General features: G+C 62.7%; 28 protein-coding genes. 8 read left to right on the forward strand and 20 right to left on the reverse strand.

Translation table 11 applies throughout. The features are described from left to right. The first annotated feature begins 106 nt into the window (after positions 1-106). Positions 107-571 carry an HIT family protein gene (locus tag B3098_RS03450; protein WP_286890889.1) on the forward strand — a complete coding sequence of 155 codons (465 nt, stop codon included), beginning with the start codon at positions 107-109 and terminating at the stop codon, positions 569-571. Positions 572-676: 105 nt separating this feature from the next. Here B3098_RS03450 and rplQ read toward each other — a convergent pair whose 3' ends face one another. The 19 genes from rplQ to B3098_RS03545 form a co-directional block, all read right to left on the reverse strand. Further along, complete coding sequence (gene rplQ / locus B3098_RS03455) at positions 677-1,069, reverse strand: 50S ribosomal protein L17 (protein ID WP_006389635.1); 393 nt, start codon at positions 1,067-1,069, stop codon at positions 677-679. Between the two features lie 186 nt (positions 1,070-1,255). Then, the gene (locus tag B3098_RS03460) at positions 1,256-2,242 is read right to left on the reverse strand and encodes a DNA-directed RNA polymerase subunit alpha (protein ID WP_008169002.1); all 987 of its coding nucleotides are present in this window, start codon (positions 2,240-2,242) and stop codon (positions 1,256-1,258) included. Positions 2,243-2,471: 229 nt separating this feature from the next. After that, positions 2,472-3,095, reverse strand: coding sequence for a 30S ribosomal protein S4 (gene rpsD / locus B3098_RS03465; protein WP_175124780.1), 624 nt, complete (start codon positions 3,093-3,095; stop codon positions 2,472-2,474). 11 nt (positions 3,096-3,106) lie between these two features. Beyond that, a complete protein-coding gene (gene rpsK / locus B3098_RS03470; protein ID WP_006216516.1) occupies positions 3,107-3,508 on the reverse strand; it encodes a 30S ribosomal protein S11 in 402 nt (133 codons plus the stop codon). 15 nt (positions 3,509-3,523) lie between these two features. Then, positions 3,524-3,889, reverse strand: coding sequence for a 30S ribosomal protein S13 (rpsM, locus tag B3098_RS03475; RefSeq protein WP_008168996.1), 366 nt, complete (start codon positions 3,887-3,889; stop codon positions 3,524-3,526). A gap of 43 nt (positions 3,890-3,932) precedes the next feature. Next, complete coding sequence (gene rpmJ / locus B3098_RS03480) at positions 3,933-4,046, reverse strand: 50S ribosomal protein L36 (protein ID WP_003806928.1); 114 nt, start codon at positions 4,044-4,046, stop codon at positions 3,933-3,935. A 34-nt stretch (positions 4,047-4,080) separates the two neighbouring features. Then, entirely contained in the window at positions 4,081-4,299 is a 219-nt protein-coding gene (infA, locus tag B3098_RS03485) for a translation initiation factor IF-1 (RefSeq protein ID WP_003806927.1), read from the reverse strand. An 8-nt stretch (positions 4,300-4,307) separates the two neighbouring features. Further along, complete coding sequence (gene secY, locus B3098_RS03490; protein WP_286891707.1) at positions 4,308-5,633, reverse strand: preprotein translocase subunit SecY; 1,326 nt, start codon at positions 5,631-5,633, stop codon at positions 4,308-4,310. Between the two features lie 13 nt (positions 5,634-5,646). After that, complete coding sequence (gene rplO, locus B3098_RS03495; RefSeq protein ID WP_175124781.1) at positions 5,647-6,087, reverse strand: 50S ribosomal protein L15; 441 nt, start codon at positions 6,085-6,087, stop codon at positions 5,647-5,649. Positions 6,088-6,096: 9 nt separating this feature from the next. Continuing rightward, a complete protein-coding gene (gene rpmD / locus B3098_RS03500) occupies positions 6,097-6,282 on the reverse strand; it encodes a 50S ribosomal protein L30 (protein WP_006216520.1) in 186 nt (61 codons plus the stop codon). Between the two features lie 3 nt (positions 6,283-6,285). Then, positions 6,286-6,807 carry a 30S ribosomal protein S5 gene (rpsE, locus tag B3098_RS03505; protein ID WP_008168987.1) on the reverse strand — a complete coding sequence of 174 codons (522 nt, stop codon included), beginning with the start codon at positions 6,805-6,807 and terminating at the stop codon, positions 6,286-6,288. Positions 6,808-6,822: 15 nt separating this feature from the next. Beyond that, positions 6,823-7,188: a 50S ribosomal protein L18 gene (rplR, locus tag B3098_RS03510; RefSeq protein ID WP_008168985.1), complete on the reverse strand. Its 366-nt coding sequence runs from the start codon at positions 7,186-7,188 to the stop codon at positions 6,823-6,825. 21 nt (positions 7,189-7,209) lie between these two features. Further along, positions 7,210-7,743, reverse strand: coding sequence for a 50S ribosomal protein L6 (rplF, locus tag B3098_RS03515; protein ID WP_062838799.1), 534 nt, complete (start codon positions 7,741-7,743; stop codon positions 7,210-7,212). 12 nt (positions 7,744-7,755) lie between these two features. After that, on the reverse strand, positions 7,756-8,151 hold the full coding sequence (gene rpsH, locus B3098_RS03520) for a 30S ribosomal protein S8 (protein ID WP_006216525.1): 396 nt from the start codon (positions 8,149-8,151) through the stop codon (positions 7,756-7,758). Between the two features lie 10 nt (positions 8,152-8,161). Continuing rightward, on the reverse strand, positions 8,162-8,467 hold the full coding sequence (rpsN, locus tag B3098_RS03525; protein WP_006216527.1) for a 30S ribosomal protein S14: 306 nt from the start codon (positions 8,465-8,467) through the stop codon (positions 8,162-8,164). A 12-nt stretch (positions 8,468-8,479) separates the two neighbouring features. Then, positions 8,480-9,019: a 50S ribosomal protein L5 gene (gene rplE / locus B3098_RS03530; protein WP_008168978.1), complete on the reverse strand. Its 540-nt coding sequence runs from the start codon at positions 9,017-9,019 to the stop codon at positions 8,480-8,482. A 12-nt stretch (positions 9,020-9,031) separates the two neighbouring features. After that, positions 9,032-9,352 carry a 50S ribosomal protein L24 gene (gene rplX, locus B3098_RS03535; protein WP_008168975.1) on the reverse strand — a complete coding sequence of 107 codons (321 nt, stop codon included), beginning with the start codon at positions 9,350-9,352 and terminating at the stop codon, positions 9,032-9,034. A gap of 11 nt (positions 9,353-9,363) precedes the next feature. Continuing rightward, the gene (rplN, locus tag B3098_RS03540) at positions 9,364-9,732 is read right to left on the reverse strand and encodes a 50S ribosomal protein L14 (protein WP_006216531.1); all 369 of its coding nucleotides are present in this window, start codon (positions 9,730-9,732) and stop codon (positions 9,364-9,366) included. Between the two features lie 340 nt (positions 9,733-10,072). After that, positions 10,073-10,825 (reverse strand): aspartyl/asparaginyl beta-hydroxylase domain-containing protein, encoded by a 753-nt coding sequence (locus tag B3098_RS03545; RefSeq protein WP_286891786.1) that lies wholly within the window; start codon positions 10,823-10,825, stop codon positions 10,073-10,075. Positions 10,826-11,045: 220 nt separating this feature from the next. On the opposite strand from B3098_RS03545, the gene B3098_RS03550 reads away from it, so the two are divergent. Beyond that, positions 11,046-12,473, forward strand: coding sequence for an NAD-dependent succinate-semialdehyde dehydrogenase (locus tag B3098_RS03550; protein WP_286891710.1), 1,428 nt, complete (start codon positions 11,046-11,048; stop codon positions 12,471-12,473). 240 nt (positions 12,474-12,713) lie between these two features. Then, positions 12,714-14,882 (forward strand): metallophosphoesterase, encoded by a 2,169-nt coding sequence (locus tag B3098_RS03555; RefSeq protein ID WP_286891712.1) that lies wholly within the window; start codon positions 12,714-12,716, stop codon positions 14,880-14,882. A gap of 98 nt (positions 14,883-14,980) precedes the next feature. On the opposite strand, the gene B3098_RS03560 is transcribed toward B3098_RS03555, so the two are convergent. Next, positions 14,981-15,949: a helix-turn-helix domain-containing protein gene (locus B3098_RS03560; RefSeq protein WP_286891714.1), complete on the reverse strand. Its 969-nt coding sequence runs from the start codon at positions 15,947-15,949 to the stop codon at positions 14,981-14,983. Positions 15,950-16,103: 154 nt separating this feature from the next. Between B3098_RS03560 and B3098_RS03565 the strand changes: the two genes are divergently transcribed. The 5 genes from B3098_RS03565 to B3098_RS03585 are packed head-to-tail and all read left to right on the forward strand — an operon-like array spanning position 16,104 to position 20,721. Further along, entirely contained in the window at positions 16,104-16,997 is an 894-nt protein-coding gene (locus tag B3098_RS03565; RefSeq protein WP_175136925.1) for an alpha/beta fold hydrolase, read from the forward strand. Between the two features lie 15 nt (positions 16,998-17,012). Then, complete coding sequence (locus B3098_RS03570; RefSeq protein ID WP_286891716.1) at positions 17,013-18,185, forward strand: substrate-binding domain-containing protein; 1,173 nt, start codon at positions 17,013-17,015, stop codon at positions 18,183-18,185. A 12-nt stretch (positions 18,186-18,197) separates the two neighbouring features. After that, complete coding sequence (locus B3098_RS03575) at positions 18,198-18,965, forward strand: ABC transporter ATP-binding protein (protein ID WP_286891718.1); 768 nt, start codon at positions 18,198-18,200, stop codon at positions 18,963-18,965. Further along, positions 18,962-19,714, forward strand: a complete 753-nt coding sequence (locus tag B3098_RS03580; RefSeq protein WP_175124788.1) for an ABC transporter ATP-binding protein — start codon at positions 18,962-18,964, stop codon at positions 19,712-19,714. Before B3098_RS03575 ends, B3098_RS03580 begins: the two co-directional genes overlap by 4 nt. Continuing rightward, positions 19,711-20,721, forward strand: a complete 1,011-nt coding sequence (locus tag B3098_RS03585) for a branched-chain amino acid ABC transporter permease (RefSeq protein WP_286891720.1) — start codon at positions 19,711-19,713, stop codon at positions 20,719-20,721. Before B3098_RS03580 ends, B3098_RS03585 begins: the two co-directional genes overlap by 4 nt. The last annotated feature ends 8 nt before the right edge of the window (positions 20,722-20,729 follow it).

Below are 20,729 nucleotides of genomic sequence, written 5' to 3' on the forward strand. Positions count from 1 at the left end.
ACCCGCGTGGGATGTAACTCGCGGTATTTTATCGGTATTGCGGCCACCTTCCCGGAACCGCCGCGCGCCAGGCCGCCGCGCCGCCCTCTTACACGCCGAGGCAAGCATGTCCGACAACTGCCTGTTCTGCCGCATCGCCCGTCACGAGATTCCCGCGCACGTCATCCACGAAGACGATCGCCTGCTGGCCTTCCTCGACATCCAGCCCGTGCGCCCCGGGCACACGCTCATCATTCCCAAGCAGCACTATCCCTATTACGAAGACATGCCGGCTGACCTTGCCGCCAGCATCGTCAACCTGGGCCAGCGGCTGGGCCGCCAGATGAAACGCCTGTACGGCGTCGAGCGCGTGGGTTTTGCGTTCACGGGCATCCATGTCGCGCACGCGCACGCCCATGTCGTTCCGATGCATCACCCGCAAGACGTGACGTCGACGCAATACATCGAGCAGCAGGACCTGACTTTCAGGATGCCGTCTCAGCCGCCCCAGGATGTGTTGGCCGCCACAGCCGCGGAGCTGCGGGGGCAGTTGCGCGGCGGGCGCGAACGCGAGGATGCGGGCAACGCCTGATCGGTGCCTTCGCGTCCCATCGCGAATCGCAGCGCCCAATCGTGCTACCCAAAAAACAAGGGCGGGTCCGAAGACCCGCCCTTGTCGCTTATCTAGCTGCCGAAATTACTCGGCGCTGTCCTCAGCGGCTTCATCGACTTCCGGACGGTCAACCAGCTCCATGAAAGCCATGGGAGCGTTGTCGCCTTGACGGAAGCCCATCTTCAGCACGCGGGTGTAGCCGCCGTTACGGGCCGCGTAGCGCGGGCCGATTTCGGCAAACAGCTTCACAACCGCATCGCGATCGCGCAGACGGGCAAAAGCCAGACGCTTGTTCGCGAGCGTGGGCTCCTTGCCCAGCGTGATCAGGGGTTCGATGACGCGGCGCAATTCTTTCGCCTTCGGCAGCGTGGTCTTGATGGCTTCGTGGGTGATCAACGAAACGGCCATGTTGCGGAACATGGCAAGACGGTGACTGCTGGTGCGGTTGAGCTTACGCAAGCCATTACCGTGACGCATGATAAGTTTCCTTTGAATCTAAAGAAGGCGTTTCCGCCATCGGGTTGCCGGCTCTTCTATCAGCCTGCAATCAGGCTGCGGTCCGGTAGAAAACGGGGCATTTTACGACGATTTCGCAAACTGCCCGGCCGTGAGGCCGGGCGCTGCGGGGGACGCCCCTTTTCAGGGGCGGCACCCTTTCAAGACTTACGGACGCTCCAGGCCCAGGGGCGGCCAGTTCTCGAGCTTCATGCCGAGGGTCAGGCCACGTGCAGCCAGCACTTCCTTGATCTCGTTGAGCGACTTGCGACCCAGGTTCGGGGTCTTGAGCAGCTCGTTTTCGGTACGCTGGATCAGGTCGCCGATGTAGTAGATGTTTTCGGCCTTCAGGCAGTTGGCCGAACGCACCGTCAGCTCCAGGTCGTCGACCGGACGCAGCAGCACCGGGTCGATCTGCGGCGTGCCGCGGACCGGGGCTTCGTACGAATCGCCAGCGCCTTCCAGGGCGGCGAAGACCGAGATCTGGTCCATCAGGATGCGGGCCGACTGGCGCACCGCTTCCTCGGGCGAGATCACGCCGTTGGTTTCGATGTCCAGGACCAGCTTGTCCAGGTCGGTGCGTTGTTCAACGCGGGCGCTTTCAACGGCGTAGCTCACGCGGCGGACCGGGCTGAACGAAGCGTCCAGAACGATACGGCCGATGGTGTGGGTGCGGTCTTCCGACAGCGCGCGCACGTTGCCCGGCACGTAGCCGCGGCCCTTTTCGACCTTGATCTGCATTTCCAGCTTGCCTGCTTCCGTCAGGTTGCAGATGGCGTGGCCGGGGTTGATGATCTCGACGTCGTGCGGCAGCTCGATGTCGCTGGCCAGCACCGTGCCGGCGCCGGACTTGCGCAGAACCAGCGTCACTTCGTCGCGGTTGTGCAGCTTGAAGACCACGCCCTTCAGGTTCAGCAGGATGTCGACGACATCTTCGCGAACGCCCGGGATGGTCGAGTATTCATGCACCACGCCCGTCATCTGGACTTCGGTCGGCGCGTAGCCGGTCATCGAAGACAGCAGGATGCGGCGCAGGGCGTTGCCCAGCGTGTGACCGTAGCCACGCTCGAACGGCTCCATCACGATCTTGGCATGGTGCGTGCCGACCGGTTCGACTTCAATGGAGCGCGGCTTCAGGAAACCTTGAGTGGACATTTACTGTGTTCCTTTTCAATACCCTCGGCTCGTTACACCGATAAGGCTGATGGACAGGGTGAGACTTGATGCTCAAACCATGGGCGGCGCAAAAACGCTGCCCGATACTTACCGCAAAGCCCGCTCCACCAAATGGCGAAAGCGGGCTGCTGCGGGACTTGCTAACGGGTCAACCGGGTCGCGTGACCAGCTTGCCAGCACCTTGCGAAGGAGGCGCCGGCAGGCGTGATTAACGCGAGTACAGTTCGACGACCATCGATTCGTTGATGTCGCGAGCGACGTCAGCGCGATCGGGGGCCGACTTGAACGTGCCGGTCAGCTTGGCCGCGTCGACTTCCACCCACTGGGGGATGCCGATGCTGGTGGCCAGGTCGAGCGATTCCTTGATACGGCCTTGCTTCTTGGCCTTTTCACGAACCGAGACGACGTCGCCAGCCTTGACCAACATCGAAGCGATGTCAGCCGTGTGGCCGTTCAGTTCGATGGCGCGGTGGCTCACCAGCTGGCGAGCTTCGGCGCGCGTCGAGCCGAAGCCCATGCGGTAGACGACGTTGTCCAGACGCGATTCCAGCAGCTGGATCAGCGTTTCGCCGGTGTTGCCACGGCGACGCTCGGCTTCAGCGAAGTACTTGCGGAATTGCTTTTCCAGCACGCCGTACATGCGCTTCAGCTTTTGCTTTTCGCGCAGCTGCAGGCCGTAGTCGGAAGTGCGGGCACCCGAAGTGCGGCCGTGTTGGCCAGGCTTGGAATCCAGCTTGCACTTGGAATCCAGCGAGCGGCGGGCGCTCTTCAGGAACAGGTCAGTACCCTCGCGGCGCGAGAGCTTGCATTTGGGTCCAATATAACGTGCCATGTGGATTCCCTTTAGATACGACGACGCTTCGGCGGACGGCAGCCGTTGTGCGGAACGGGCGTGATGTCGGCGATGGACGAAATCTTGATGCCCAGCGCGTTCAGCGCACGGACCGACGACTCGCGGCCAGGACCGGGGCCCTTGATGCGGACTTCCAGCGTCTTGATGCCGTACTCGAGCGCAACGCGGCCAGCCGTTTCAGCGGCAACCTGCGCGGCAAACGGGGTCGACTTGCGCGAACCCTTGAAGCCAGCACCGCCCGAGGTGGCCCACGACAGTGCGTTGCCCTGACGATCGGTGATGGTGATGATGGTGTTGTTGAACGAAGCGTGAACGTGCGCGATGCCGTCCGAGACGTTCTTCTTGACCTTTTTGCGCACGCGCGAAGCGCCGCTGGTGGAAGCTTTCGCCATAATCCTGTTCCTCGATTATTTCTTCAGGGACGCAGCAGCACGACGCGGGCCCTTACGGGTCCGGGCGTTGGTGCGAGTGCGCTGGCCGCGCACGGGCAAACCGCGCTTGTGACGCATACCGCGGTAGGTTCCCAGGTCGATCAAACGCTTGATCGAGAGCTGTACTTCACGACGCAGGTCGCCTTCAACCGTGAACAAACCAACATGTTCGCGGACGCGTTCCAATTCAGCGTCGCTCAGATCCTTGACCTTTTTGTCAAAGGGTACGTTTGCCGCTTCGCAAATCTTGCGAGCGCGCGTACGACCGATGCCAAAAATGGCGGTCAGGCCGATCTCGGCGTGCTGTTGCGGCGGAATGTTAATGCCAGCAATACGGGCCATGACTGTTCCTTGAATAAATCCGTTGCGTAGTCGCTAACCCGAGTTAGCCTTGACGCTGCTTGTGACGCGGGTCGGTGCAGATAACGCGCACCACGCCGTGACGTTTGATAACTTTGCAGTTGCGGCAGATCCGCTTAACCGATGCCATTACTTTCATGGTTGACTCCTAATTTTCCGTAATCCGGTTTCGCTCACTTGGAGCGGAAAACAATCCTGGCTCGCGTCAGGTCATAGGGCGTGAGCTCCACTGTGACCTTGTCACCCGGCAGGATCCGGATGTAATGCATACGCATCTTGCCGGAAATATGGCCCAACACCACGTGGCCGTTTTCGAGCTTGACGCGAAATGTCGCGTTCGGGAGGTTCTCAAGAACCTCACCTTGCATCTGAATGACGTCGTCCTTGGACATTCTTTTGCTTACCGCATCGGCAAACCCGCGCCCTTGAAGTTGGCCTTCTTGAGCAACGAGTCGTACTGGTGAGACATCATGTAGGCCTGAACCTGCGCCATGAAATCCATCGTCACCACCACAATGATCAACAGAGACGTACCACCGAAGTAGAAGGGAACGTTCCAGCGCATCACCAAGAATTCCGGCAACAGGCACACCAACGTGATGTAGATGGCACCTGCGAGCGTCAAACGCATCAGGATCTTGTCGATGTAGCGCGCCGTTTGCTCGCCCGGACGGATGCCCGGAACAAACGCACCACTCTTCTTCAGGTTGTCCGCCGTTTCGCGGCTGTTGAAAACCAGAGCCGTGTAGAAAAAGCAGAAGAAAATAATCGCGACCGAGTACAGCGTGATGTAGAGCGGTTGACGAGGCGACAGGGCCGCAGCCAGGTCGCTAAGCCAGCGCATGTTCTCGCTGCTGGAGAACCAGCTCGTGATCGTGGCCGGGAACAGAATGATCGACGACGCGAAGATCGGCGGAATCACCCCTGCCATGTTCAGCTTCAGCGGCAAATGCGAGCTTTGACCACCGTAGACCTTGTTGCCGACCTGACGCTTGGCGTAGTTCACCGTGATCTTGCGCTGTCCGCGTTCCACGAACACCACAAAAGCGGTAACCAGCACCACCAGAGCCACGATGAACAGTGCCGAAAGCACAGACATCGCGTTGGTGCGGACCAGGTCCAACAGTGCAGCCAGCGCCGCGGGAAGACCCGCCACGATACCTGCGAAGATCAAGATGGAAATCCCGTTGCCCAGACCGCGTTCCGTGATCTGCTCACCCAGCCACATGACGAACATGGTGCCAGTGACCAAAGTCACGACGGTCGTGAAGCGGAACAGCATGCCCGGATCGATCACCAGTCCGTGCTGAGACTCCAACGCCACCGAAATGCCCACGGCTTGCACCAGCGCCAGCACGACCGTGCCGTAGCGGGTGTATTGGGTAATCTTCCGACGGCCGGATTCGCCCTCTTTCTTGAGCGCTTCCAGCGACGGCACCACCACCGACATCAACTGCATGATGATGGATGCCGAAATGTACGGCATGATCCCCAGGGCAAAAATCGAGAAACGCGAGAGCGCTCCGCCCGAGAACATGTTGAACAGGCCCAGGATCCCGCCCTGGTTCTGACGGAACAAGTCCGCCAGCGCGTCCGGGTTGATACCCGGAACCGGGATGTGTGTACCCAAACGGTAAACCACCAGGGCGAGCACCAGGAACACCAGACGGCGCTTCAGATCGCCGTATCGTGCTCCGGATTTGCCCAATGCCTGCGCGTTAGCCACTCGTCACCTCTGATCAAGCAAGCGAGCCGCCCGCGGCTTCGATGGCGGCGCGAGCGCCGGCCGTCGCGGTAATGCCCTTGAGCACGACCTTGCGCGAGAGTTCACCAGACTTGATGACCTTGGCGTAACGAACCGCCTGGCCAATCACGCCGGCCGCCTTCAGCGCTTGCACATCGATATCGTCGATGGGCAGGGCCTGGAGGTCCGACAAGAGAACTTGTGCATACAGGTGTTGACCCAGCGGGGTGAAACCACGCTTGGGCAGGCGACGTTGCAGCGGCATTTGACCGCCTTCGAAGCCAACCTTGTGGAAACCGCCCGAGCGCGACTTCTGACCTTTGTGACCACGGCCGGCGGTCTTACCCAGACCCGAACCGATGCCACGGCCGACGCGGCGCTTGGCGTGCTTGGAGCCCTCGGCGGGCTTCAGCGTATTAAGTTGCATATCCGACATGGTGATTCCTTAGGCTTCCGAGACGGAAACGAGATAATCCACCTTACGGATCATCCCACGCACCTCGGGCGTATCGACCAGCACGCGGCTGCTGTTGATGCGGCCCAAGCCCAAACCGCGAACCGTATCACGGTGCGATTGCTTGGTACCGATCACCGAGCGCACGAGGGTCACTTTGATCTGCTTCTGAGCCATGATTTACCCCAGGATCTCTTCGACCGTCTTGCCGCGCTTGGCAGCAACATCGGCCGGGGTCAGGGAGGCGCGCAGGCCGTTCAACGTGGCGCGAACCATGTTGTAGGGGTTGCTCGAGCCCAGGCTCTTGGCAACCACGTTACGCACACCCATCACTTCGAAAATAGCGCGCATCGGGCCGCCGGCGATAACGCCAGTACCTTCAGCAGCGGGCGAAATCAGCACGGTAGCGGCGCCATGCTTGCCGACCACGGTGTGGTGCAGCGTGCCGTTCTTCAGAGCGACCTTGAACATGCCGCGACGGGCCTGTTCCATAGCCTTCTGAACGGACACCGGCACTTCACGCGCCTTGCCCTTACCCATGCCGATGCGGCCATCGCCATCGCCAACCACGGTCAGCGCGGCAAAGCTCATGGTGCGACCACCCTTGACCACTTTGCTCACGCGGTTGACCGCGATCATCTTTTCGCGGAGGCCGTCATCGTTCTCTTTTTCCGCGGCGTTCTTGCCTTGTACTTTAGCCATTTGACAGATCCTCGCTTAGAACTTCAGGCCGGCTTCACGCGCGGCATCGGCCAGCGCCTTGACGCGGCCATGGTAACGAAAGCCCGAGCGATCGAAAGCGACCAGTTCGATACCGGCAGCCTTGGCCTTTTCGGCCACGCGCTTGCCAACCAGCGTCGCAGCGGCTTTGTTGCCACCCTGACCGGTTTGGCCGGCCAGTTGCGCACGCACTTCGGCTTCCACCGTCGAGGCGCTGACCAGAACGCGATCGCCTTCCGGCGAAATGATGTTGGCGTAGATGTGCTGGTTCGAGCGGAAAATCGAGAGGCGATGAACGCGCAGCTCGTTGATCTTCCGGCGAGTCGGAACCGCACGACGCAAACGGGAAACTTTTTTGTCCATGATTCGTCCTTGCGTGCGCCGTTATTTCTTCTTGGTTTCTTTGATGACGACGCGTTCGTCCGAGTAACGCACGCCCTTGCCCTTGTAGGGTTCGGGTTCGCGGTACGCGCGGATTTCAGCGGCCACCTGACCGACGACTTGCTTGTTGGAGCCCTTGATGACGATTTCCGTCTGGGTGGGGCATTCGGCCTTGATACCGGCCGGCAACTGATGCAAAACGTCGTGCGAGAAACCGAGCTGCAGCTTAACGGCGTCGCCTTGAACCGAGGCGCGGTAACCCACGCCGACCAGGTTCAGCTTGCGCTCGAATCCCTTGCTCACGCCGTTGACCATGTTGGCCACGAGCGCGCGCACGGTGCCCGACATGGCGTTGGCGTGACGGGAATCGTTGGCAGCGGCAAACGTGAGCTTGCCACCGTCCAGCGAGATCGTGACGTCGCCAGTCAGGGGTTGGGTCAGGGAGCCCAGCGGGCCCTTGACAGTGATCTGATCCTGCTTGATGTCAGCTTCGACACCCTTGGGCAGTTCGACCGGATACTTAGCGATACGTGACATTCGAATTTCTCCTTAGGCCACGTAGCACAGCACTTCGCCGCCGACGCCGTTGGCGCGAGCCTTACGGTCGGTCATGACGCCGCGCGAGGTTGAAACGATAGCCACGCCCAGGCCGTTCATGACCTGAGGAATGCTGGTACGGCCCTTGTAGATACGCAGACCAGGGCGCGAGACGCGTTCGATGCGCTCGATGACCGGACGGCCAGCGTAGTACTTCAGGGTGATCTCGAGCTCAGGCTTGGCCTGGGTGCCCTTGATTTCAAAGCTGTCGATGTAGCCTTCGTCTTTCAGCACAGCGGCAATAGCCGCCTTCAGCTTCGAGGAGGGCATGCTCACCGTAACTTTGTCCACTTGCTGCGCATTGCGAATGCGGGTCAGCATATCGGCGATGGGATCGCTCATGCTCATATTGTTTCTCCTACCAGCTGGCCTTGGTGATGCCGGGGATTTCACCCTTCATCGCCATTTCACGCAGTTTGTGGCGCGTCAGGCCGAACTTGCGGAACACGCCGCGAGGACGACCGGTAACCACGCAGCGGTTGCGTTGACGCGTCGGGTTGGCATTGCGCGGCAGCTGTTGCAGCTTGAGCCGAGCTTGGTAACGTTCTTCGTCGGTCTTCGACTGGTCGTCGATGATCGCCTTCAACTCAGCGCGCTTGGCAGCGAACTTGTCAGCCAGCTTGGCGCGCTTGATGTCGCGATTGATGAGGGAAAGTTTAGCCACGTCATCAGCCCCTTAGTTACGGAACGGGAAGCTGAAGGCCGTCAACAGCGCCTTGGCTTCTTCGTCGGTCTTCGCGGAGGTGGTGATGCTGATGTTCAGCCCACGCAGCGCGTCGATCTTGTCGTACTCGATTTCGGGGAAAATGATCTGCTCTTTCACCCCGATGTTGTAGTTGCCACGGCCGTCGAACGCACGACCCGAGATACCGCGGAAGTCGCGCACGCGAGGCAGCGCAACCGCCACCAGGCGATCCAGGAATTCGTACATGCGTTGACCACGCAGCGTGACCATGCAACCAATCGGGTAGTTTTCGCGGATCTTGAAACCGGCGATAGCCTTCTTGGTCTTCGTCACGACGGGCTTCTGGCCGGCGATCTTGGTCAGATCCGACACAGCGTGCTCGATGACTTTCTTGTCGGAGACCGCTTCCGAGACACCCATGTTCAGGGTGATCTTGGTGATGCGCGGCACTTCCATTGCGCTCTTGTAGCCAAACTTGGCCTGCAGGTCGCCAGCGACCTTGCTCTTGTAGAAATCTTGCAAACGAGACATGTCTATCGCCCCTTACGCCTTGGCGCCGACAACGGCACCATTGGAACGGAACACGCGGACCTTGCGACCTTCGACTTCTTGAACGCCCACGCGGTCGCCACGACCGGTTGCGGGGTTGAAGAGCGCCACATTCGAGATGTGGATCGGCATGGTCTTTTCGACAATCCCGCCCGGGTTATTAGCCATCGGGTTGGCTTTCACGTGCTTCTTGGCAACGTTGACGCCTTCGACCAGGACGTGGTCGGCGCCAACGCGGGCCAGCACCGTGCCACGACGCTTCTTGTCGCGGCCGGTCAGGACGATGACTTCGTCGCCTTTACGAATGTTGTTCATCGTAGGGCTCCTTACAGCACTTCCGGGGCCAGCGACACGATCTTCATGAACTTCTCGGTACGCAGTTCACGCGTAACGGGTCCGAAGATGCGGGTGCCGATAGGCTCCAGCTTGGCGTTGAGCAACACGGCGGCATTGCCACCGAAACGAATCAGCGAACCGTCTTTACGGCGCACGCCCTTGGCGGTACGAACCACCACGGCATTGTAAATTTCGCCTTTCTTGACGCGTCCGCGCGGAGCCGCATCTTTGACGCTCACCTTGATGATGTCGCCGATACCGGCATAACGGCGCTTGGAGCCACCGAGCACCTTAATGCACATGACATGACGCGCACCAGTGTTATCGGCCACGTCCAGCGTGGTCTGCATTTGGATCATGATTTTTCCTGTTCCAACTTAACTGGAAATACGGTTTTCCCAACAAGGGAACACTGCAATTCCTGCCAGTTTTGGTCCCGTCAGGTCAGCCGCCCTGCTTTTTTGTCGGCAAGTCCGTACTATCTGGACCAGCAACTGGTGGCAACGCAACGACCCTGGGTTGAAATCCTGCGGGTATTCCCCCCGACGCGCTCACCTTACCTTCGGCTAAGTGAATCGACAATCTGGGAAAGCTGATAATTCTAACGTGGTTAATTTTTGAGCGCAAGCACTTTGTTGGGATTGCGCACAAAAGACCACGCCCCCTGTCAAGGGGGTCGGTTTGTCGGGCCATCCGCCCCTATTTCTGGCGGTAGTAGCCCTTCTCCCAGGCGTCATGATTTGCCTTGCCGCGACGGATTTCGTCCGTGAACGGCGCGGCCATGAGCACAAGGCGATTTAGCCATTTTACAGGAGCTCGGCAGGGACGCTCGAAATCCACGAAAAGCACGGCTCTGACGCCGCCGGTGTCGTTGTGCACCTCGTGGGGATACAGGTCGTCAAAGACCACCGCCTGTCCTTCGCGCCAGCTATAGCGCTGGCCACCGACTTCTATCCAGCAGCGTTCGGGCGGGTCGGGGACGACCAGGCCGAGGTGCAGGCGCAGCACGCCGTTGTACGGCCCCGTGTGCAGCGGGATGCGCTTGCCGGCTTCGAGGATGGAGAAGAAGGCAGTGCGCAGGCCCGGGATGTCCTGCAGGGCGCGCGCGGTGGACGGACATCGGGCAAGGTTGCGTTCAGAGCGCAGGCCATAGCCCAGGAAGACGAACGTCTTCCATCGGTCGTCGGAGGTGATCATGCCCACGTCCGGGGAGAGTTCGTGGAAGGCCGGAAGCGCCTGGCGGTCGGCCAGCAGGCTCATCAGTTCGGCCCGAATGGCAGGCGCCCGCGCTTCGAGGGTGGCAACCCACGGGAACTGGCTGTTCTGGAATATCGGCTTGTCGCCGACCAGCGAGGCCTGCGCAATGCGCTGACGCAGCCAGTCAATGAAGCGGAAAACAACCCGCGAATAGAAGCTGGGCTTGGCGGCCGGACGCGCATCGATGGGTTGCACGATGGATATACGGATGACAGCCGAAGATTCCTCATTTTTGTCCACGGCGATGCGCTTGTCCACGGTGGCACGCGTGCCGGCACTTGGCACGCCAATGGACCCAAGCCCGCGGCCGGGATTGGCTCCTTCCACTGCGGGGAAGCTGGTTTAGACTGCCGTGGGCGACAGCGGTCGCTCTCGCCCTTGGCTACCCATTCCTATTACGCAAGGAACGACAGGCATGTATGAACAGTTGGCGCTGTATATCGACGGCGAATTCGTCGCCGGCGAGGGCAGGCGCACCCAGGACGTCATCAACCCCGCCACGCTCGAGGTGCTGGGCCAGCTGCCTCACGCCACGCAAGCCGATCTGGACCGCGCCCTTGCCGCTGCCCAGCGCGCCTTCGAATCGTGGAAGAAGTCCTCGCCCATGGACCGCTCGGCGATCCTGCGCAAGGTCGCCACGCTGTCGCGAGAGCGCGCCCAGGAGATCGGCCGCAACATGACGCTGGACCAGGGCAAGCCGCTGGCGGAAGCCGTGGGCGAAGTCAGCTCCTGCGCGGAACATGCCGACTGGCACGCTGAGGAATGCCGCCGCATTTACGGACGCGTCATCCAGCCGCGCAATCCGGATGTGCGCCAGATCGTGGTGCGCGAACCCATCGGCGTCTGCGCCGCCTTCACGCCCTGGAACTTCCCGTACAACCAAGCCATCCGCAAGATCGCCGCCGCCATCGGCGCCGGCTGCACGGTCGTGCTCAAGGGTCCCGAGGATTCGCCCAGCGCGGTCATGGCGATTGCGCGCATGTTCCACGATGCGGGTCTGCCCAAGGGCTGCCTGAACATCGTCTGGGGCGAACCCGCCACCATCTCCGATTACCTGATCCGTTCGCCGATCGTGCGCAAGGTGTCGTTCACCGGCTCCGTTCCGGTCGGCAAGCAGCTTGCGGCGCTGGCAGGCGCGCACATGAAGCGCGTCACCATGGAACTGGGCGGCCACTCGCCCGTGCTGGTGTTCGACGACGCGGACATCGACCGCGCCGCCGAGATGCTGGCCAAGTTCAAGGTGCGCAACGCGGGCCAGGTCTGCGTGTCGCCCACCCGCTTCTACGTGCAGGACGGCGCGTACGAGCAGTTCCTGGCGCGGTTCTCTGAGGTCCTCAAGAACATCAAGGTCGGCGACGGCCTGGAAGCCGGCACCGAGATGGGACCGCTGGCGCATGAACGCCGCGTGCCCGCCATGAGCGCCTTCATCGACGACGCCAAGAAGCACGGCGCCAAGGTGGTGGTGGGCGGCGGTCCGCTGGACCGCAAGGGCTTCTTCTTTGCGCCGACCGTGGTCACGGAACTGCCCGACAACGCCATGCTGATGACCGAAGAGCCGTTCGGCCCCGTGGCGCCCGTCGTCCGTTTCAAAGACACTGACGAGGTGCTGCGCCGCGCCAACAGCCTACCCTTCGGCCTGTCCTCGTACGTGTTCACGAATTCGCTGAAGACCGCGACCAAAGTGTCCAACGGCCTGGAAGCCGGCATGGTCAACATCAATCACTTCGGCAGCGCCCTGGCCGAGACGCCCTTCGGCGGCATCAAGGACAGCGGCATCGGCAGCGAAGGCGGCACGGAGACCTTCGAGGGCTATCTGGTCACCAAGTTCATCACGCACGTCTGATCCTGCGGCCATCGCAAAGCAAAGCCCCGCACCTGGCGTGCGGGGCTTTTTTTTGTCTGTCGTGTGGCGCGGACCGGTCAAGGATTCATGACGCTGTCATGCGGCTCAGTGAGCATTGGGCCCGCTTACAAGCAGCTGACCCCAGCAGCTGACCCAAATCGCTTAACCGTGGCGGCCGCTTCCGCATGGCCAACGCCCATGCGCGACCGCCGCCGCACTGACCCGTGGATTCCGCCCTCGATGACGCTTCGCCCTTCCCGCCCCGTCCGCGCCGCAGCCTCCCTGCTGCTCGTTGCCCTGCTCGCCGCTTGCGGCGGCGACAAGGACGATGGCACGCCACCGCCCGTTGCCGAGACGCCGCCCCCGGTCGAAACGCCCGCGCAGCCGCCCGCCCCCGTGCAGGTCGCGTTCATGCCCGACATCCACTTCCATGATGTCTACGCGGACTTCAAGGACGGCTCGTTCCCCGGCATCCCCAACCCGAAGGCCGGCGACAACGCGACCATCCGCACGATGTACGCGCAGCTGACGTCCACGCGCCTCTTCAACGAAAACTACTTCGCCTTCCTGGCCGCGCTGGACGACGCCGTGAAACGCGGCGTGAAGTACATCGCACTGCCGGGCGACTTCTCGGACGACGGCCAGCCTGTGCACATGCGCGGCCTGGTCAAGATCATGGACGACTATTCGAAGAAGCACGGCATCCAGTTCTTTGCCGCGCCCGGCAACCATGACCCCAACCGCCCCTTCAACCAGCCCGCGGGCAAGGGCGACTACCTTGGCCTGGATCCCGTGACGGGCGCAATCGGCTTCTCGCAGCCGATCTACAGCCGCGGCGCGAACGTATGCAACACCGCCTACAGCGGCGACTGGACGCGCATCGGCAACACCTATTGCACCGAGGAAGTGCTGCACATGGGCTACTCGGGCATCACGACCGCGCTCGAGCAGCATGGCTTCATGCCGCAGCCGCAGAACGTGTATTACGAAACCCCGTACAGCACCTACAAGTACGAAGACTACGATTACGCCACGGCGGTCTCGCAAGCCAACTGGATCAACCGTCAGTACGAGATCTGCGCCGAAGGCACCGGCGGTCCGAACAAGCCGCAGAACTACACGCTGTGCAAGATGGTGCCCGACACGTCGTACGTGGTCGAGCCCGTCGAGGGCGTGTGGCTGGTGGGCCTGGATGCCAACGTCTACGTGCCGACGGGTCCGGGCGCCAACGACTTCACCGGCTCGGGTGACCAGGGCTACAACAAGATGCTGACCCACAAGGCGCACGTCATCACGTGGCTGACCGACGTGGTGGCGCGCGGCAAGGCGCAGGGCAAGCAGGTCATCGCCTTCAGCCACTTTCCGATGTCCGAGTTCTTCAATGGCGCGTCCGACGACATCGAAGCGCTGCTTGGCGCGAACAAGATGCAGATGATCCGCCGCCCCGCGGAGAACACCACGCGCGCGCTGGCCGAGACCGGTTTGAAGGTGCACGTGGGCGGCCACATGCACTTCAACGACATGGCGCTGCGCAACTACGGCGGCGACCACGCGCTCTTCAACATCCAGGCGCCCTCCATGGCCGCCTATGTGCCCGCGTACAAGCTCATGACGCTGCAGAGCGCCGATGAGATCGAAGTGCAGACCATCCGCCTGGACAAGGTGCCGCGCTTCGATGAGCTGTTCGACCTGTACCGCGCGGAAAACGCCTACACCGTGCCGCCGCGCTGGGACGTGTCCATCCTGGACGCCAAGGACTACGGCGATTTCACCTACCGCTACATGAGCGAACTGGTGCGCCTGCGCTTGCTGAACGACGACTGGCGCTGCGAGATGCGCGAGCTGGTCAAGAGCCCGCTGACGGGCGCCGACCTGCTGGCGTTGTCGCAACTGCAGACGACGGTCACGCTCAAGGAATTGGCGAACACCGGCGATCAGAACAATCTGACGCCCGCGTTCTTTGCATGCCTGTCTGACAGCGGCGGCAGCGGCGCCAGCAATCCGGCCTATGCCGCGGATGCCGCCAACGCGCAATCGCGCGCGCAAGCCTTGGCCCAGGCCAACGGCATGCAGCTGGCGGACTTCGCGCAGTGGACGGCGCTGGAGATGGCCGGGGACTTCGTGCGCCTGGCCAATGCCGGCGACCTCGCGTTTACCGATATCCCGGCGCAGCGCGCCAGCCAGTACAAGCTGCTGGCTCAAGCACTGAACCAGACCAACGCCGCCGTGCAGATGAACGGCAACAACGTCAGCGACGCCAACACGCCCGCAGACCTGTTCAAGGCGCGCTTCAAGCCGCTGATGGCGATCATGCTCAAGCTCGCCAACGGTGCGCCGTCCGAGCACATCCGCCTGGATCTGACGACCAACAGCATCGTCAACCTGTCCAACCAGCCTTCGCCGTTCTAAGCCTGATTCGAAGGTTCCGAAAGGCCAACGGCCCGCTGATCAAGCGGGCCGTTTTTGTTTGGCGGCATTGCCTGGCGCGCAACGTTCCGCGTTCACGCCTATAAGGCGCGCCCGCCCGCGCGCAGGTCCCGCGGCGTCATGCCGAAGCGCTGCTTGAACAGCCGGCTGAAATGCGAAGGATGAGAGAAACCCACCTGATACGCCAGCTCGGCGATGCCGCGATGGCGGTGCCGCACGTCCAGCAGCAGTTCGCGGCACCGGTCCAGCCGCTGCTCGAAGATGAACGACTCCACCGACAACCCGCCCGCGCGCAGGATGCGGTGCAGATAGGCGACCGACACGCCGCAGCCCTGCGCCACCCGCGCGGGAGACAGATCCGGGTCGGCGAGATGCTGGCGGATATAAGCCAGCACACGCGCTCTGTGCGCCACCGTGACGCTGCTGTCCGCCTCCGAGACCTGTCCCTGTCCCGGCTGCACCAGGAAGAGCACGATGAGGTCGATCAGACGCTCGCCCAGCTCGGCGGCTTCGGTCTCGGACCAGCCGTCCATGCCTTTGAACAGGTGATCCATGTAGCCGGCCAGCAGCGCGCCGCGCGGCGACCCGTCGTCGGTGCGCAGCTTGTAGAAGGCGCCGATGCGTGAGTCCCGCTGCGACAGTGCACTGCGCGGGAACGAGACGCTCAGGCTGCGGTAGCCCGCCGCGCCGTTCGCGGTCGCCTGATACGGCAGGCTCTGGTTCATCAGATACACGCAACCCGGTTCCACCTGGAATTCCCGGCCCGCTTGTCGCACTGCCAGCGGACCGGCCAGCGGCAGGCCGAAGGTGTAGAACTCCTGATCCAGCCGCGACACGTTGCCCGGCGTGCGTTCCAGCCGCTGGCCCTGGTAATGCAGATCGTTGAATTGAAGGCTGGCGCGTCGCGCATAGCGGACATGGCCCGCGAAATGACCGGGTTTGCCGCCATGCACCTCGAACGGCCCGAAAGCATCGGCCAGCGCCGCGCGCCACGCATCGCGCCGGTCGGCGCCGGCGCTGGCCGAAATGGCGAATTCCGTATCTGGCATGGCACGGTCTCCTGGGGGCTGCGCAAATTGATCTTGCGTCTACATATTGTTGACTCACCCTGCTGTGGGGTGGCCGGCGCATTGTGGGCGCGCTTGCCGCAAGTCTATATTCAGCCCGATAAGCACACAACCTGGACAAACCGGGAGGAGACGCATGGACGAGGCAGGGTCGGCAACCGCGCGCCATACGCCGGCGTCGCGCTATCTGCGCTGCGCAGGGCGCGAGTTGCACTACACGGACTGGGGCGCTTCTGACGCGCCGCCCATCATCATGTGGCATGGCCTGGCCCGCACCGGCCGAGACTTTGACGAGCTGGCGCAGGCACTGGCCGGCGACTACCGCGTGATCTGTCCCGACGCGATCGGGCGCGGCCTGTCGCAATGGAGCCCCGATCCGGTCGGCGAGTACCGGCTCGACTTCTACGCCACGTTGGCGCGCGCCCTGCTGGACGGCCTATCGCTGGCTCGCGTGCGCTGGGTGGGAACGTCCATGGGCGGCGCGACCGGCATGCATGCGGCCGCGACCACGTTGCGTGATCGCATTTCGCACCTGGTCGTCAACGACATCGGACCGGAACTGCCGCAGCCTGCCGTCGAGCGCATCCTGGCCTATGCCGGCAACCCGCCGGCCTTCGACACGGTGACGGAGCTCGAAGCCTGGCTGCGCGCCGCCTACAAACCCTATGGCTGGCAGAGCGACGATCAGTGGCGCCGGATGGCGGAAACGTCGGTGCGCCGCCTGCCCGACGGCCGCGTCACCGCCCATTACGATCCGGCCATCGTCGGACAGTTCAGCCATCACCCGAACGACTATGACCGGTGGGCCGGCTACGACACGCTGCGCATGCCGACGTTGCTTTTGCGCGGCGCCGAATCGGACCTGCTGCTGCCCGACGTTGCGCACGCCATGACGCAGCGCGGCCCCCGCGCACAGCGCATCGACTTTCCCGATTGCGGGCACGCCCCCGCGCTGAACGTGCCCGCCCAGATCGAACCCATCCGTCAATTTCTCGCCAGGCCGGACGACACGGCCGCACGCGCCCACTGACACCAGGAGACATCCATGAAACGCATTCTGCTCGCCGCCATGGCCAGCCTGTGCATGAGTTCCGCGCTGGCGGCAAAGGACTTCGTGGTCGCCCACGTCTATGACAAGACCGGCCCGCTGGAAGCCTACGCCAAGCAGACCCAGAACGGCCTGATGCTGGGGCTGGAATACGCCACGCAAGGCACCATGACGGTGGCCGGGCGCAAGATCCGCGTCATCGAGAAAGACAACCAGGGCAAGCCCGACGTGGCCCGCGCGCAGCTCGCGTCCGCCTATGCCGACGACAACGCCGACATCGCGGTCGGTCCGACGTCGTCGGGCGTGGCGCTGGCCATGCTGCCGATCGCGGAGGAATACGAAAAGATCCTGCTGGTGGAGCCGGCGGTGGCCGATTCCATTACCGGCGAGAAGTGGAACAAGTACATCTTCCGCACCGGCCGCAACTCCTCGCAGGACGCCATCGCCAACGCCGTGGCGTTCGACCAGGAAGGCACGTCGATCGCCATGCTGGCGCAGGACTATGCCTTTGGCCGCGACGGCGTCAAGGCCTTTAAGGGCGCGCTCAAGAACGCCAAGATCGTGCACGAAGAATACCTGCCGGCCAACGCGACCGACTTCACGGCCGGCGCGCAGCGGCTGTTCGACGCGCTGAAGGACAAGCCCGGCCGCAAGATCATCTTCATCCTGTGGGCAGGCGCCGGCAATCCGTTCAAGATCGCCGATCTGGATCCCAAGCGCTACGGCATCGAGATCGCCACGGGCGGCAACACGCTGACCGCCATGACGCCGCTCAAATCCCTGGCGGGCATGGAAGGCGCCACGTATTACTACTACGGCATCCCCAAGAACGCGGTCAATGATTGGCTCGTGGCCGAGCATCAGAAGCGTTTCGGCCAACCTCCTGATTTCTTCACCGCGGGCGGCATGGCGTCGGGCATTGCGATCGTTGCCGCGTTGAACAAGACCGGCGGCGATTCAGATACCGACAAGCTCATCAAGGCGATGGAAGGCATGAGCTTCGATACGCCCAAGGGCAAGATGACGTTCCGGCCCGAGGACCATCAGGCCATGCAGTCGATGTATCACTTCCGGATCAAGAACGATCCCTCGGTGCCATGGGCAGTCCAGGACCTGGTCAAGGAAATCACGCCGGACCAGATGGCCGTGCCTATCCAGAACAAGCGCTGATTCCCGCCGCTCATGCTTGAGACCCATTCGCTCACCGTTCGCTTCGGCGGTCATGTGGCGGTCAATGATGTCAGTTGCGTCTACGCGCCCGGCACCTTGACCGCCATCGTCGGCCCGAACGGCGCCGGCAAGACGACGTACTTCAATCTGATTTCGGGGCAGTTGCGCGCCAGTGCCGGCACCGTGACATTGAACGGACGCGATCTGACCACGCTGTCCGCGCCGGCCCGCATGCACGCGGGGCTAGGCCGCGCATTTCAGCTGACGCAGCTATTCCCCCGGCTGAGCGTTCACGAAAACGTGCGGCTTGCCCTGCAGTCTCGGCAACAGGGCATGGGTTGGCGCCACATCCGGTTCTGGCGCACGTGGCGCGACGATCGCGGTCTCATGGAGCGTGCCGATGCCCTGCTCGCACGCACACGGCTGACCGCCCGCCGCGACCAACCCGCCGCCGACCTGCCCCATGGCGACCAGCGCAAACTGGAGATCGCAATGCTCATCGCGCTGGAGCCTTCGGTGTTCATGTTCGACGAACCTACCGCCGGCATGAGTGTGGACGACGTACCTGTCGTGCTGGACCTCATCCGCGAGCTGAAGGCCGACGCGTCCAAGACCATTCTGCTCGTCGAGCACAAGATGGATGTCGTGCGCGAGCTGGCGGACCGCATCGTCGTGCTGCACAACGGGCGGCTGATGGCCGACGGCGATCCGGCCACCGTGATTGCCTCGCCCATCGTGCAGCAGGCGTACCTGGGCATCAGCGCGCAGGAGGCGGCATGACCGCGCAACCGCTTCTGGAATTGAAGGACGTGCACACGCATATCGGCGCATATCACATCCTGCACGGCGTGAACCTGTCGGTGCCGGCATCGGCGGTCACCATGCTGCTGGGGCGCAATGGCGCGGGCAAGACGACGACGCTGCGCACCATCATGGGATTGTGGCGCGCATCGCAGGGCCAGGTCTGCCTGGACGCCAAGCCGATCGGCGGACCCGGCACGCGCACGTCGCCACCCGACATGGCGCGCATGGGCATGGCTTATGTGCCCGAGAACATGGGCATCTTCGGCGACCTGTCCGTCAAGGAGAACATTCTGCTCGCGGCACGCCTTGCCAGAAATGCCGCGCAACTGGACACCGCCCGGCTGGAATGGATCTTCGGGTTCTTTCCGGCGCTCAAGAAGTTCTGGCTGCACCCCGCCGGCAAACTGTCGGGCGGGCAAAAGCAGATGCTGGCGATGGCGCGCGCGATCATCGAGCCGCGGCGCCTGCTGCTGGTCGACGAACCCAGCAAGGGTCTGGCGCCGGCCATCATCCAGAACATGATCGACGCGTTCATCGAACTCAAACAGTCCAGCACCACCATCCTGCTGGTCGAGCAAAACTTCAACTTTGCCCGCCGCGTTGGCGACTACGCGGCAATCATGGACAACGGCCAGGTCGTGCACGCAGGCGCCATGGCCGACCTGGCCGCGGACGAGGCGCTGCAGACACGCCTTTTGGGCCTGTCACTGGGAAGCCACCAATGAGTACGCTGGACATCGATGCGCCGCTGCCGCGCGCACGCGCCGATCTTATGCCTGTGCTGCTGGTGCTGGCGCTGGCCATCATCGCCCTGCCCCTGGTCGGGTCGTTTTCCACCTGGGTCACGCTGACCTTCGCCGGGCTGGCGATGGGCATGATCATCTTCATCGTGGCGTCCGGCATGACGCTCGTCTTCGGCCTGATGGACGTGCTCAATTTCGGCCACGGCCTGTTCATTGCCATCGGCGCCTACATGGCGGCCACCGTGCTGGGTTCCATGGCTGACTGGACGCAGTCCGGCAGCCTGTGGACCAATCTGGTCGCCGTGCTGCCAGCCATGATCGTGGGCATGCTGGTGGCGGGCGCCGTTGGCCTGGCGTTTGAGCGCGTGATCGTGCGGCCGGTCTACGGCCAGCATCTGAAGCAGATCCTCATCACGATGGGCGGCATGATCATCGGCGAAGAAATCATCAAGATGATGTGGGGACCGCAAACGATCACGTTGCCGTTGCCCGAATCCCTGCGCGGCGCGTTCCTGCTGGGCGACGCCGCCCTCGAGAAGTATCGCGTGGTGGCGCTGGTGGTCGGTCTGATCGTGCTGGGCGGCATGTTGTGGGTGTTGAACCGCACCAAGCTTGGCCTGCTGATCCGCGCCGGCGTCGAAGACCGTGAGATGGTCGAAAGCCTGGGCTACCGAATCCGGCATCTGTTTGTCGGGGTATTCGTTGCCGGGTCGATGCTGGCCGGATTGGGCGGCGTGTTGTGGGGGATGTACCAGCAATCCATCGTGCCGCAGTTGGGCGCGCAGGTGAACGTGCTGATCTTCATCGTCATCATGATCGGCGGCCTGGGCTCCACGGTGGGCTGCCTGATCGGCGCGCTGCTGGTCGGGCTGATGGCCAACTACACCGGCTTTCTGATGCCGAAGGCCGCCCTCTTCTCGAACATCGCGCTGATGGTCGCCATTTTGCTGTGGCGCCCGCAAGGCGTGTACCCCGTCACGAACCGCTAGGAGCCGCC

The organism is Achromobacter sp. UBA2119 (assembly GCF_002331005.1).
GTDB classification, from domain to species: Bacteria; Pseudomonadota; Gammaproteobacteria; order Burkholderiales; family Burkholderiaceae_B; genus Achromobacter; species Achromobacter animicus.